General features: G+C 60.2%; 13 protein-coding genes. 9 read left to right on the top strand and 4 right to left on the bottom strand.

From position 1 onward, the window contains the following. Positions 1–2 precede the first annotated feature (2 nt). On the top strand, positions 3–665 hold the full coding sequence (gene yrfG, locus HYE77_RS21225) for a GMP/IMP nucleotidase (RefSeq protein WP_003213217.1): 663 nt from the start codon (positions 3–5) through the stop codon (positions 663–665). Between the two features lie 120 nt (positions 666–785). On the opposite strand, the gene lysM is transcribed toward yrfG, so the two are convergent. Then, positions 786–1,226, bottom strand: coding sequence for a peptidoglycan-binding protein LysM (gene lysM, locus HYE77_RS21220; protein WP_177021899.1), 441 nt, complete (start codon positions 1,224–1,226; stop codon positions 786–788). 130 nt (positions 1,227–1,356) lie between these two features. On the opposite strand from lysM, the gene HYE77_RS21215 reads away from it, so the two are divergent. From HYE77_RS21215 to HYE77_RS21200, 4 genes are all read left to right on the top strand, one after another. Beyond that, entirely contained in the window at positions 1,357–2,244 is an 888-nt protein-coding gene (locus HYE77_RS21215; RefSeq protein WP_003213213.1) for a LysR family transcriptional regulator, read from the top strand. A 95-nt stretch (positions 2,245–2,339) separates the two neighbouring features. Continuing rightward, entirely contained in the window at positions 2,340–3,179 is an 840-nt protein-coding gene (gene fdhD, locus HYE77_RS21210) for a formate dehydrogenase accessory sulfurtransferase FdhD (RefSeq protein ID WP_008435774.1), read from the top strand. Then, a complete protein-coding gene (locus tag HYE77_RS21205) occupies positions 3,176–5,524 on the top strand; it encodes an FdhF/YdeP family oxidoreductase (RefSeq protein ID WP_003213210.1) in 2,349 nt (782 codons plus the stop codon). Before fdhD ends, HYE77_RS21205 begins: the two co-directional genes overlap by 4 nt. A gap of 231 nt (positions 5,525–5,755) precedes the next feature. Next, on the top strand, positions 5,756–6,238 hold the full coding sequence (locus HYE77_RS21200) for a glycine zipper domain-containing protein (protein WP_008435777.1): 483 nt from the start codon (positions 5,756–5,758) through the stop codon (positions 6,236–6,238). 150 nt (positions 6,239–6,388) lie between these two features. Here the strand turns inward: HYE77_RS21200 and HYE77_RS21195 are convergent, their stop codons facing one another. From HYE77_RS21195 to HYE77_RS21185, 3 genes are all read right to left on the bottom strand, one after another. Next, positions 6,389–6,820 (bottom strand): thioesterase family protein, encoded by a 432-nt coding sequence (locus HYE77_RS21195; protein ID WP_003213207.1) that lies wholly within the window; start codon positions 6,818–6,820, stop codon positions 6,389–6,391. A 60-nt stretch (positions 6,821–6,880) separates the two neighbouring features. Continuing rightward, a complete protein-coding gene (locus HYE77_RS21190; RefSeq protein ID WP_134325551.1) occupies positions 6,881–7,738 on the bottom strand; it encodes a M15 family metallopeptidase in 858 nt (285 codons plus the stop codon). 114 nt (positions 7,739–7,852) lie between these two features. After that, positions 7,853–9,790, bottom strand: coding sequence for an ATP-dependent DNA helicase RecQ (locus tag HYE77_RS21185; protein ID WP_177069277.1), 1,938 nt, complete (start codon positions 9,788–9,790; stop codon positions 7,853–7,855). A gap of 209 nt (positions 9,791–9,999) precedes the next feature. Here HYE77_RS21185 and HYE77_RS21180 point away from each other — a divergent pair, with 209 nt between their 5' ends. The 4 genes from HYE77_RS21180 (at position 10,000) to HYE77_RS21165 (ending at position 12,346) form a co-directional block, all read left to right on the top strand. Beyond that, positions 10,000–10,170, top strand: coding sequence for a YhfG family protein (locus tag HYE77_RS21180; protein WP_003213201.1), 171 nt, complete (start codon positions 10,000–10,002; stop codon positions 10,168–10,170). Next, positions 10,170–10,763 (top strand): putative adenosine monophosphate-protein transferase Fic, encoded by a 594-nt coding sequence (locus tag HYE77_RS21175; RefSeq protein ID WP_003213199.1) that lies wholly within the window; start codon positions 10,170–10,172, stop codon positions 10,761–10,763. Before HYE77_RS21180 ends, HYE77_RS21175 begins: the two co-directional genes overlap by 1 nt. A gap of 309 nt (positions 10,764–11,072) precedes the next feature. Beyond that, on the top strand, positions 11,073–11,441 hold the full coding sequence (locus HYE77_RS21170) for a DUF1493 family protein (RefSeq protein ID WP_177069276.1): 369 nt from the start codon (positions 11,073–11,075) through the stop codon (positions 11,439–11,441). A gap of 53 nt (positions 11,442–11,494) precedes the next feature. Then, the gene (locus tag HYE77_RS21165) at positions 11,495–12,346 is read left to right on the top strand and encodes a DMT family transporter (RefSeq protein WP_087692724.1); all 852 of its coding nucleotides are present in this window, start codon (positions 11,495–11,497) and stop codon (positions 12,344–12,346) included. Positions 12,347–12,367 lie beyond the last annotated feature (21 nt).

The following is a 12,367-nucleotide window of genomic DNA, read 5'->3' as shown; positions in this document are numbered from 1 at the left end:
TTATGCCTCCATTGCCCTGGCACGCCATCGACACCGTCCTGCTGGACATGGACGGCACCTTGCTCGACCTGCACTTCGACAACCATTTCTGGATGGAGCACCTGCCCCAGCGCTATGCCGAGTTGCATGGTGTGAGCCGGGCCATGGCCGAGATGGAGCTGCAGCCGCTGTTCGAGCGTAACGCCGGACAGTTGCAATGGTATTGCCTGGATTTCTGGAGCGCCGAACTCAAGATCCCGGTGCGCGAGCTCAAGCTTGAAACCGCACACCTGATTGCCTTGCGCCCGGATGCCGACACCTTCCTGGCGGCGATCAAACAGGCGGGCAAGCGGGTGATCCTGATCACCAACGCCCATCGGGATTCGCTGTCGTTGAAGCTGGAACGCATCGAGTTGGCGCCTTATTTCGAGCGACTGATCAGCTCCCATGACTATGGTTTTGCCAAGGAAAACCCGCAGTTCTGGGACGCCCTGCACGCCGACATCGCCTTCGACCCGGCCCGCAGCCTGTTTATCGACGATACCTTGCCGATCCTGCGCAGCGCCCGGGATTTTGGCGTGGGGCACTTGCTGGCGGTGAAGGAACCGGACAGCCGGAAGGGGCCCAAGGACACGGCGGAGTTTGCAGCGGTTGGGGATTACCGGGACTTGATCGTAGGTTTGTAACAACGCTGAAGGTCCAATGTGGGAGCGGGCTTGCTCGCGAATACGGTGTGTCAGCCACTGAATATATTGACTGACACACCGCATTCGCGAGCAAGCCCGCTCCCACATTGGGTCCGCGGATTACTCAGGAATACGCAGCGTCTGCCCTGGGTAGATTTTGTCCGGATGGGACAGCAGCGGCTTGTTGGCCTCGAAGATTTTGTTGTACTGGTTGGCGTTGCCATACACCGCCAGCGAAATAGCGCTCAGGGTGTCGCCCTTTTTCACCACGACAAAGCGGGCGGCAGCGACAACTGGACCGGAAACAGTGATCTGGTCATCAACACTCGCAACGCCGGCGATGTTGCCCAGCGCCAGCAATATCTTCTCTTTCTCTTCCTGGCTGGCGACTTCACCTGTCACGGTCACCTTGTCACCGTCGACGGTGGTTTGCACATTGGGGTTACCCAATCCAACCTTGGCCACGTGCTCTTTTAACTGCTCGCTCGCGTTGGCATTACCCGGTGTCAACAGGTCAATCAACTTCTCGCCTGCTTCCTTAACAAAGCTTAAAAGACTCATGGTGCGCTCTCCTTGGGATTTAATTTCCAGATGCCAAAGACTAGACCAGTCCTACAGAATTGGGTTCCAGCCTGACCAAAGACCCAAACACGCTAGAATCCCACCGCATTGGAATAAGCCCGGAGCGAAGATGGACATCAAACAGCTGAAATTCCTCATCGCCCTCGACGAAACCCGTCACTTCGGCCAGGCGGCGGCGCGCTGCCATATCACCCAGCCGACCCTGTCGATGCGCCTGCGCAGCCTGGAGGAAGAGCTGCAGTTGCCGCTGGTCAATCGCGGGCAGCGCTTCGAAGGCTTTACCGCCCCCGGCGAACGCGTGCTGGCCTGGGCACGCACGGTGCTGGCGGCCTATGACGGCTTGCAGGCCGAGGCCGCTGCGTGTCGCGGCAACCTGGTAGGCACGTTGCGCCTGGGGGTGGTGCCGTTGTCGAGCTTCGATCCGCTGGCGTTGATGCAGAAGCTGCACAAGGAACACCCCAGCCTGCGCTTTGAGTTGTCCGCGTTAAGCTCCGAGCAAATACTTGAACAACTTGCCAGCAACCGCCTGGACCTCGGTGTGTCGTACCTCGAGCGCCTGGACGCCGAACGTTTCGACTCCCTGGCCCTGGGCGAAACCCGCATGGGCCTGCTGTACGACCAACGGTTCTTCAGCTTCGGCGACAAGCCCCTGAGTTGGGAGGCGCTGATCGAACTGCCCTTGGGCATGCTCACCAGCGGCATGCACTTTCGCCAGTCCATCGACCACAATTTCCACAGCCGTGGCCTCAACCCGCAGCCACTGTTGCAGACCGATGCCGTCCATCAATTGTTACAAGCGGTGCACGGCGGCCTGTGTTGCGCGGTGATGCCACTGGACGGCGGCCTCGACGCCCTCACCGAGCACCTGCGCCTGCAACCCATTGAAGACGCTCACACTTTGGCTCGCCTGGGGTTGATCATGCGCCGCAGTGCACCCCGTTCGGCCTTGGCGGAAGCGTGTTTTGCGCTGTACCAGAAATCGCTGATCGAGACTTGATCGACGGCATCTATCGGTAGATCAGTACTGACGATTAGACGCGACCCTTTGTCGCGCCTAGTCTTACAGCTGAATACTCCCGGTGGTAATGCCCAATGAACGCCCAGCGCCCAGTCTGCGCGGCGCCCGCCCTCGAAACGCCCGCGCCCGCCGCCAGCCAGAGCTACCAGTTTTGTAATCTCGAACACACCGAATCGGCCAGCACCGCGCTTGCCGAGGAAGTCGCGTTGGCGATTGCCTATAACGACATCAGCCAGGCGGTGATGCTGGTGACGCCGACCGACCTTGAAGACTTTATTGTCGGATTCAGCATCGGTAGCGGCATTATCGAAGACGTTAGCGACATTTATGACCTGAAAATCAGCGGTTCGGGCTCGACCCAATACGCTCAGGTGCAGATTTCCAGCCGCGCGTTCTGGAATATGAAGCAGCAGCGCCGGCAACTTGCCGGCACCAGTGGCTGTGGGCTGTGCGGCGTAGAAGCCGTGGAGCAGGCGCTGCCCAACCTCAAGGTGTTGCCCGGCGCGCCGTTGCCGCCTGCCGAATGGCTGGATGGCCTGCGCCAGCGCATCAGCGCGTTCCAACCGCTGGGCCAGTACAGCGGCGCGGTGCATGCGGCGGTGTTCATGAACAACCAGGGCGAATTGCTGCTGGGCCGTGAAGACATCGGCCGGCATAACGCCCTCGACAAGCTGATCGGTGCGCTGATCCGCCAAAAGATTCCGACCGACGGCGGCCTGGCGATTGTTACCAGTCGCTGCAGCCTCGAACTGATCCAGAAAGTCCTGCGTGCAGGCATCCAGACCCTGGTCAGCCTGTCGTCGCCCACCGGCCTGGCCCTGCAATGGGCTCGCCGGCACAACCTCAATCTCATCCACCTGCCGCAGAAAAGTGCGCCGCGGGTCTATAGCCCTGCGATGGAGAATCAAGCGTGAGTAATCATCATCAAGCCGACGACAAACCCACCCCGCGCTACAAGCCCTATAAAGGCCCGGCGGGTGGTTGGGGCGCACTGATCAGCGTGGCGCAAGCCTGGCTGACCAGCGACAACGCGCTGAAAAACATCCGCATGATGCTCAAGACCAACCAGAACGGCGGCTTCGACTGCCCGGGCTGCGCCTGGGGCGACTCGCCGGAAAGCGGCATGGTCAAGTTCTGCGAGAACGGCGCCAAGGCGGTCAACTGGGAAGCCACCAAGCGCCGGGTCGACGCGGCATTCTTCGCCAAGCACAGCGTCAGCGCGCTGCTGGAGCAGAGCGACTACTGGCTTGAGTACCAGGGCCGCCTGACCGAGCCGATGAGCTACGACGCCGAAACCGACCGTTACAAACCCATCAGCTGGGAATCGGCTTTCGACTTGATCGGCAAGCACCTCAATGCGCTGCCAAACCCGGACATGGCCGAGTTCTATACCTCGGGCCGGGCCAGCAACGAAGCGGCCTACCTGTATCAACTGTTTGTGCGCGCCTACGGCACCAACAACTTCCCGGACTGCTCGAACATGTGCCACGAAGCCAGCGGCGTCGCCCTGGCGCAAAGCGTGGGCGTGGGCAAAGGCACCGTGACCTTCGATGACTTCGAGCATGCGGACGCGATTTTCGTCTGGGGCCAGAACCCCGGCACCAACCACCCACGCATGCTGGAGCCACTGCGCGAAGCGGTAAAACGCGGCGCCCAGGTGGTGTGCATCAACCCGCTGAAAGAGCGTGGCCTGGAACGCTTCCAGCACCCGCAACACCCGCTGGAAATGCTCACCAACGGCGACAAGCCAACCAACACCGCCTACTTCCGCCCGGCGCTGGGAGGCGACATGGCCATCCTGCGGGGCATGGCCAAGTTCCTGCTGCTGTGGGAACGCCAGGCCCAGGCCGAAGGCAAGGAGGCCGTGTTCGACCACGACTTCCTCAACGAACACACCGCCAACGTGCTGGATTACCTGGGCAAGATCGACGACACCTCATGGGATGAAATCGTCGAGCAGTCCGGCCTGACCCTGGTGGAGATCGAGCAAGCGGCGCGCATGTACGCCAAAGGCAAGAACGTGATCATGTGCTGGGCGATGGGCATCACCCAGCATCGCCACTCGGTGCCGACCATCCAGGAAATCGCCAACCTGATGCTGCTGCGCGGCAACATCGGCCGCCCGGGCGCGGGCCTGTGCCCGGTGCGTGGCCACAGTAACGTGCAGGGCGACCGTACCATGGGCATCAACGAACGGCCGCCGGTGGCGTTCCTCGATGCCCTGGAGCGTCGTTTCCAGTTCCAGGTGCCGCGCGATAACGGCCACAACGTGGTGGAAGCGATTCACGCCATGCTCGAAGGCCGCTCCAAGGTATTTATCGGCCTGGGCGGCAACTTCGCCCAAGCCACCCCGGACAGCCCACGCACCTTTGAAGCACTGCGCAATTGCGACCTGACCGTACAGATCAGCACCAAGCTCAACCGCAGCCACCTGATGCATGGCAAGGACGCGCTGATCCTGCCATGCCTGGGCCGCACCGACATCGACATCCAGGCCGAAGGCCCGCAAGCCGTGACCGTTGAAGACTCGTTCAGCATGGTCCACGCTTCCAACGGCCAACTGCAGCCGTTGTCAAAACAGATGAAATCCGAGCCTGCGATTCTCGCGGGCATTGCCGCCGCCACCCTGGGCAGCAAGCCGGTGGACTGGAACTGGCTGGTGGCCGATTACGACCGTATTCGCGACCTGATCGCCGACACCATTCCGGGCTTCAAGGACTTCAACGAGCGCCTGAAAAACCCGGGCGGTTTCTACCTGGGCAACTCGGCTGGCGCCCGTCGCTGGAACACCCCGTCGGGCCGCGCCAACTTCCGCCCGAACATCCTGCCCAAGGACCTGGTGCACGAACGCACCCGCAACACCGGGCAATTGCCGGACCTGATCATGCAGTCGATGCGCTCCCACGATCAGTACAACACCACCATCTATGGCCTGGACGACCGCTATCGTGGGGTCAAGGGCCAGCGGGATGTGTTGTTCGTCAACGAAGCCGACATCATCCGCCTGGGCTTCAAGCCGGGGCAGAAGGCTGACATCGTGTCGATCTGGGACGACGGCCGTGAGCGTCGGGTGAAGGGCTTTACCTTGCTGGCATTTGATATTCCGGCGGGGCAGGCTGCAGCTTATTATCCGGAAGTGAATCCGCTGGTGCCCTTGGAAAGCACGGGGGATGGCAGCCATACGCCAACGTCGAAGTTTGTAGCGATCCGCCTGGAAGCAGCGAGTGCAACCGGCTTGATCATGGCGAAGTCGGCCTAAGCGACACCTCGCCACAGACAGCACCCGAGTTTCTTACGGGCACAAAAAAGGCCGCTTTTGCATAAAAGCGGCCGTTCCGAAGTAACTAAAGACTCGCAAAACTCACTTAAGTTCCTCATACAAAACAGTAACTTAGAGAATTGTATACAACCCATACCACTGGTCGGGTTTCGATTGTCACCGTCTCGATACAACCTCAGGATCGCGCCGTCATCCTCTTGAGGTTCCTCTATGAAGTTCTCCTCGATTCTCTTGTTGTCCCTTGGCCTGGTCAGTGGCGCAGCCATGGCCGGTGGCACCACCGAAGCCGGTGTGGGCGGCGCATTGGGCGGGGTTCTAGGTTCTGTCGTAGGTCAGCAGTTGGGCGGTAATACTGGTTCAGCCATCGGTGCGGCTCTTGGTGGCGCAGGCGGCAGTGCGGTGGGCGCAGACAAGCGCAGCCGCGGTGAAGCAGCCATTGGCGGCGCATTGGGCGCGGCCGGCGGCAACGTGGTGGGTCGCAGTGTCGGCGGCAGCACCGGCAGCCTGATCGGCGCAGCAGCCGGCGGTGGCGCCGGTGGTGCACTGGGCAACTACATGGGCAACAAGAGCGATGACGATGATCGTCGTTACCGTGGGCGCGATAACCGCCGTTATGACCGCGATGACCATCGCGGGCGCGGCCATGCTTATGGGCATCGCAAAAACAAGCATCACTATCGCCACCACCGGTAACGCGCGAATCGAAAGAACAACGCGGATTTAATGTGGGAGCGGGCTTGCTCGCGAAGGCGTTGTATCAGCCGATACATCCGGCGACTGATCCACCGCCTTCGCGAGCAAGCCCGCTCCCACATTTGACTTTCATTGCTTCGCAGATCGTATTCAGATCACCAATCGCTGTAACGCCTCGCGCAACATCCCCGGGATCGTCACCGGCTGGTTCGACGCCCGATCCACAAACACATGCACAAACCTCCCCGCAGCACAGGCATCTTCTTCTCCCGCCTTGAACACCGCCAACTCATACTGCACCGAACTGTTGCCCAACTTGCCCACCCGCAGGCCGATTTCGATGCGGTCCGGAAAGGCAATCGAGGCGAAGTAGTCGCACGCCGAACTCACCACAAACCCAACCACTTCGCCGTCATGAATATCCAACCCGCCCTGCTCGATCAGGTAGGTATTCACCGCGGTGTCGAAGAAGCTGTAGTAGGTGACGTTATTCACATGGCCATATACATCGTTGTCGTGCCAGCGCGTGATGATCGGCTGGAAGTGGCGGTAATCGGCGCGTTGTGGCATGGCGTTGGTCATCGGTAAAACCCGGGCAGGAGGAGGCTCTCTTGATACTGGGTTCAAGCACTACCCGCAAGCCTAGGTTGGGCTTTGCTCAATCGTTTGCTGGACGCACGCCATACGCTTGAGCGCTTGATCCGTCTCGGCCGATTGCTGCAGGCACTGGCGATAGGCGGTGATATAGGTCTCGACTGCAGCGCTGGCCTGCTGCGGCGTGACCCGCGCCAGATACTCCACGAACGAACGCCGGCCGATCTGGAAGTGTTGGTAATCCAGCGGAAAATCCCAATAACCACCCCAGGTCAAAAAGCCGTGTTCGGCGAACAGGTCAATCACCTCTTCTGCCCGGCCAGGGCGCGCCGGCTTGCCGGGGCGGGCATCCAGGCGGTTAACGGCAGTCGCGGTACTTGCCCTGGGCTCAACAGTGGCCTGGCCGGTGAATTCACCTCGCGGGTTACGCCCGAACAAAACGAATGGGTTTTGCAGAGGGTTAAGGTCAATTGCGGCGCCATAGGCGTGCAGCGACCACCCCGAAGCGCCACTGACCTGGCGCCCATTAAAACCACTGGTATTGTTGCGGGCCATCGAGACCTTGTCGTTGCCTCGATAGGTTTCCAGCCTGACCGCCTGATGCACCGGGAACCGACGTTGCAGCAACTGCCTGAAGATCTCCTCCACATGGGGTGCGATGGCATCCAGCACCACGAGCTGCCCGTTGTTATGCAGCACTCCGCCAAAGTCCACATAGCTGAACGTCACCCGCGCCAGGCGTGCGCAGGGCAATGGATTGGCGGCGGTGATAGTGTTGCGAAGCTGCATCTGCCGACAGTCATTCACGCTCAACGGGATGACCGAGGCCAGCGTGCCTTGTGCGACCAGCAACCCGGCGAACAGCAAGACGCCGGGGACAACACCACGAGAAAAACCAAAAGCCATGGGCAATTCCTTTGCAGAAGAAGTGAAGCGTCAAACCTTCTCACCTGCGGGCACGGTCCGGCTGTCGGCGGCGTCTGCCACTGGAAGGGAAAGCGCGACCTTCCAGACCGGAAATCAGAGTGCCTCCAACCCTGCCTCCGCCCATTCACGAACCTCTGCATAGGGATACTCCTCCAGTACCGCGAAACCTGGAATCCCTCGTGCCTTCAGCTTGGTAAACAACGGCACGCTGAGACCGCATAAAAACCGTGTCAGCCGCTCCGCGCTCGGCAAGTCGCCGCTGTATTCATGGTGGCTGTGGATAAATTCACCGCACAGCGCGAGAAAGTTTTTATCCACAAGCGGCGGCAAGCTCGGCGGCGCCGGCAAGTGGGCGACGTTACCGTGGCACACCGAGCAGTGCCCGCACTGCCGGGGCGCGTTTTCATCGCCGAAATAGTGCGCCAGGCGGTAACCCAGGCACTCCTGTGTCGCGAACAGATCCAGCATGGCGTGAATTCGCGCCACCTCCGTCACCTCATGCTGCTTGAAGCCTGTGTATAACTCCGTGCTCAGCGCCTGTGGATCGAAGTCGGTATACAGCAGGGCGTAAACCTCGGTCATCTGCCGGCTTTCCATCTCGATCAGGCCTTGTTCCTGAAAGTAATCCAGGGCCTTCACCACCCGGTTGCGCTCGGCCTGGTGCTGTTGATACAGCGCGTCGAAGTCCACCGTCGCCCAGGTTTTCGCCCGTTTGCAGACCTGGATAATCGCTGCGACAAACTGCTGCCGCTCGCCGGTAAAACGCGCCAGCAATGCCTCTGGTTCAATCAAATACTTGAAGCGGTATTCGGCATAAAACGCGTAGCGTGGCGCGATCACACCCTTGAGTTCAAGCTGCACGAGCAAGGTCTTCAGCGGTAGTTCACGGATGTTGCTGTGGTCCGACAGTGAGCGGAGCATAAACTCCCACTGTCCATCGGCACGGACCGCCTGTATTTCCTCCAGGACTCGGCGAATACCTTCCTGTTCCGGCGTATCGCCGTACACAAAGTTTTCCAGGATATTCAGGCTGTCGCGGTTGGCCAGAACCAGACACTCAGACGGCTGCCCGTCACGCCCGGCGCGGCCGATTTCCTGGCTGTAGTTCTCGATGGATTTGGGCAGGTCGAAGTGCACCACGTTGCGGATATCGCTTTTGTCGATGCCCATGCCGAAGGCAATGGTGGCGACGATGCAGTTGGACTGCCCGCCCATGAATCGCTTCTGAATGGCCTCCCGCTTATCGTGAGCCAGGCCCGCGTGATAAGCCTCGGCCTGGATTCCATTGCGATTCAAATGCTCGGCAATCTGCTCCGCGGTTTTTTGCAGCGTGACGTAGATGATGCTTGGCTGATTGGCTCGCTCCTGCATCCACGTCACCAGCCGTCGTCGCTTGTCCTGGCCACTGACGGGCTCAACCAGCAGGTTGAGGTTGGAGCGGTAGAAGCCGGTGGTGATCACATCGTCAGGTGCAATGGCGAACTTGGCCTGCATGTCGGCGATCACCTTGGGCGTCGCCGTGGCGGTCAGCAGCAGCGCCTGGGGGATGCGGAACTGGCGTTGGTAATCCGGCAGCTTCAGGTAGTCCGGGCGAAAGTTATGGCCCCATTCGGAAATGCAGTGAGCCTCATCCACCACCAGCAGCGAGATCGGCACGCTTTGCAGGAAGTTGCGAAAGCGCTCGTTCTTCAAGCGCTCCACGGAAACCATCAGGATCTTCAGCTCGCCCGAACGCGCCCGGGCCATGACGTCATTGGCATCATCGCGGCTCTGGGCCGAGTCGATGCTGCCCGCCGAGATACCGTGGCGCTGCAGGAAACCCAACTGGTCCTGCATCAGCGCCAGCAACGGCGACACCACCAGCGTCAGGTGCGGCAGCAACACGGCGGAAAGTTGATAACACAGGGACTTGCCGGAACCGGTGGGGAAAATCGCCGCCGCCGAACGGCCGGCCAGCACGGCACTGACCACCGCCTCCTGGCCCAAACGAAACTGTGGATAACCAAAGACCTGTTGGAGGGTGTTGTGCATAAGCTGTCACTCCATTGACCGCTGAACGAGCCCAAAACATAGACCAGCGCATTCAGCGAATCGAGAAAGGTCGCAAGGAAAAAAGAGTCTGGATGATACACAGCCTGGGAAGTGGAGTAGGCACCCGTAAGAATCGTTCCAACCTTACGCGGGACGCATCTCGAAACTCATTGCGCTACAATCAACCTTCGCACCGAGAGGACGCTGTCATGGCCGAACTGACGTTTGAGCAAAAGCAGGATCACTACGACAAGATCCGTCGTTCCAACTACCTCGCCAGCCTGCGCCTGGAAGGGTTCGACACCCAGCCCGCCGACGTCGACAAACCCCTGCCGACCCGCGAAGCCGTCCTCGCCAAGTACCGCAACACCCCACGCTGATGCTCGACAAATATGGCGTGGGCCAGGACCCGTACTGCTACCCCGGTAGCAGCGTCCTGCGCAACCGCCTCGATTTGTTCGACGAAGAACGCCTGCACCAGGCCGAGCGGGAACTGTCTGAAATCGCTGTCGGCAGCCTTCCGCTGTATCCCCCGCCCTACGACCTGGAACGCCTGCAACACATCCACCGCACCCTGTTCGCAGACATTTACGAATGGGCCGGGGAACTGCGTACGGTCAACATCCAGAAAGGCGACACGCTGTTCTGCACACCGGAGCGTATCCCGCCTGAGGCGAGCAAGATCATCCAGCACATGGCGCAGGCGAACTGGTTTGTCGGGGTGACGCAGGCAGAGTTGGTGACGCAAATTGCCGAGGCCTATGGCGACCTCAACGTGATCCACCCGTTTCGCGAAGGGAATGGCCGGGCGCAGCGGATTCTGTTCGAGCAGATCATCGTGAATGCCGGGTTTTCAGTGAACTGGTGGCTGGTGAAGAACGCAGCGTGGATACCGGCGAACATTGATGCGGTGGCGTGTGATTATCGGGGGTTGGAGGCGATTTTCGAGCGGTGTATCAGCACCCCGCGCTAGCCCCGATCGTTCCCTACGCTCCGCGTGGGAATGCCGCCAGGGACGCTCCGCGTCCCGTCATCCGCGCACGACCCAAGCCATGAACACTGGTGACGCGGAGCGTCACGGGATGCATTCCCACGCGGAGCGTGGGAACGATCAAATGTGGGAGCTGGCTTGCCTGCGATAGCGGAGTGTCAGACAACACCTTTACCACTGAAACACCGCCATCGCGGGCAAGCCCGCCTCCCACATTTGACCAGTTTCGTTTGAAGGATCGCGGTGCCATCGATAAAGTCGGTCGCCTCCACCCACTCTCGCGTAACCACCATGAACCTGGCCCCCAACTTCCCCGAAGACATCGCGATGCAGCAGCTCCTGCAACTGCTGCATGAAGAAATTGGCCTGCCCGAACATAAGACGTTGCGCCTTGAAACCGCCATCAACCTCGAACTGGGCTGCGACGTCACCGAAGCCAATCAATTGATGGAAGCTCTGGAGCAAGACTTCGCTGTCGACTTGAACGACTACGACGCTTATCGTTATTTCCAACCTCCCGTCTTCGATGTCTTCCTGAAGCACAGAGCCAAAGGTCGCGGCGACAAGCTCCCGCTGACCATCGGCATGCTTTACCTGGCTATCAAGACCCAACGCTGGGACACGCAAGCCCTGGAAAACCGGGCGAACAAAAAACCTTAATTTGATACACCGCAGCCTTCAAAAAATAACAAGGACCTTACATGGACGTATTAATGGGCCTGCTGGCCGCCCTGCTCTGGGGCGGCACGGACTTCCTCGTGGGCCTCAACGCCCGAGCTGTCGGCGTCAAACGCGCGGTGTACTTCGGCCAGGCGCTGGGCTTCCTGATCATGACCCTGCTGCTGGTCATATTCCCGGCCTTCCTCGTCAAATCCCTCGCGGCGCCTTTGAGTGTGTGGCTCCTGGGAGCCGCAGCAGCCCTGCTGACCGTCTCCGGCGCCCTTGCGCTGTCCAAGGCCTTCTCGCTGGGCAAAGCGGCCATTGTCGCGCCGCTGGTGACGTCCTACGGTGTCGTGACTACTTTGCTGTCATGGGCCAGCGGCGAACACATCAGCCTGATCCAACTCGGCTGCATCGCTCTCTGCGTAATTGGCGTGATCCTGTCCAGCATTCACAAGGACAATGGCGTCCCTCACAACAGTTCCAGCCGCTCAATCGCCTACGCGATGCTCGCAGCGTTGCTCTACGGCACAAGCTTTTGGGTGCAGGGCCGCTACACCCTGCCGACGCTTGGCCCGGTCACGATGCTTTGGCTTGGGTATTTGGTTGGCCTGTGCGTCCTGGTGTTGATGGTGCTTAAGATCAAAGACGGCCTGAAAATCCCACCGCTGAAAAACTGCGCAACGCTGACCAGCGCGAGCCTGATGAACCTGGGTGGGTTCTCGGCGTTCTCGTGGGGCGCAATGGCGGGGTCGGTTTCCGTGGTGACGGTGATCAGCACCCTGTCCGGTGGGATCGCCGCGATTCTGGGGTTTGTGTTTTTCAAGGAGCGGCTGTCAGCGGTGCAAGTGACCGGTGTGGTGCTGGTGTTAGTGGGAGCCGTGGTTCTGCACCTCGTCGACTGATCCTTCGCCCACAAAAAAGCC

The sequence above is a fragment of the Pseudomonas sp. IPO3774 genome (assembly GCF_013386835.1).
Taxonomy (GTDB): domain Bacteria; phylum Pseudomonadota; class Gammaproteobacteria; order Pseudomonadales; family Pseudomonadaceae; genus Aquipseudomonas.
Note: the sequence above shows the minus strand (reverse complement) of the source record. Positions and strands in the feature narration are given on the sequence as shown.

Bases quoted from the DNA above. Each gene is read 5' to 3' on its own strand.
- HYE77_RS21190 (WP_134325551.1), bottom strand. From the start codon at position 7,738: ATGGCTTTTGGTTTTTCTCGTGGTGTTGTCCCCGGCGTCTTGCTGTTC.
- HYE77_RS21180 (WP_003213201.1), top strand. From the start codon at position 10,000: ATGGCCGAACTGACGTTTGAGCAAAAGCAGGATCACTACGACAAGATC.
- HYE77_RS21165 (WP_087692724.1), top strand. From the start codon at position 11,495: ATGGGCCTGCTGGCCGCCCTGCTCTGGGGCGGCACGGACTTCCTCGTG.
- lysM (WP_177021899.1), bottom strand. From the start codon at position 1,226: ATGAGTCTTTTAAGCTTTGTTAAGGAAGCAGGCGAGAAGTTGATTGAC.
- HYE77_RS21185 (WP_177069277.1), bottom strand. From the start codon at position 9,790: ATGCACAACACCCTCCAACAGGTCTTTGGTTATCCACAGTTTCGTTTG.
- HYE77_RS21170 (WP_177069276.1), top strand. From the start codon at position 11,073: ATGAACCTGGCCCCCAACTTCCCCGAAGACATCGCGATGCAGCAGCTC.
- HYE77_RS21215 (WP_003213213.1), top strand. From the start codon at position 1,357: ATGGACATCAAACAGCTGAAATTCCTCATCGCCCTCGACGAAACCCGT.
- HYE77_RS21200 (WP_008435777.1), top strand. From the start codon at position 5,756: ATGAAGTTCTCCTCGATTCTCTTGTTGTCCCTTGGCCTGGTCAGTGGC.
- fdhD (WP_008435774.1), top strand. From the start codon at position 2,340: ATGAACGCCCAGCGCCCAGTCTGCGCGGCGCCCGCCCTCGAAACGCCC.
- HYE77_RS21175 (WP_003213199.1), top strand. From the start codon at position 10,170: ATGCTCGACAAATATGGCGTGGGCCAGGACCCGTACTGCTACCCCGGT.
- HYE77_RS21195 (WP_003213207.1), bottom strand. From the start codon at position 6,820: ATGACCAACGCCATGCCACAACGCGCCGATTACCGCCACTTCCAGCCG.
- yrfG (WP_003213217.1), top strand. From the start codon at position 3: ATGCCTCCATTGCCCTGGCACGCCATCGACACCGTCCTGCTGGACATG.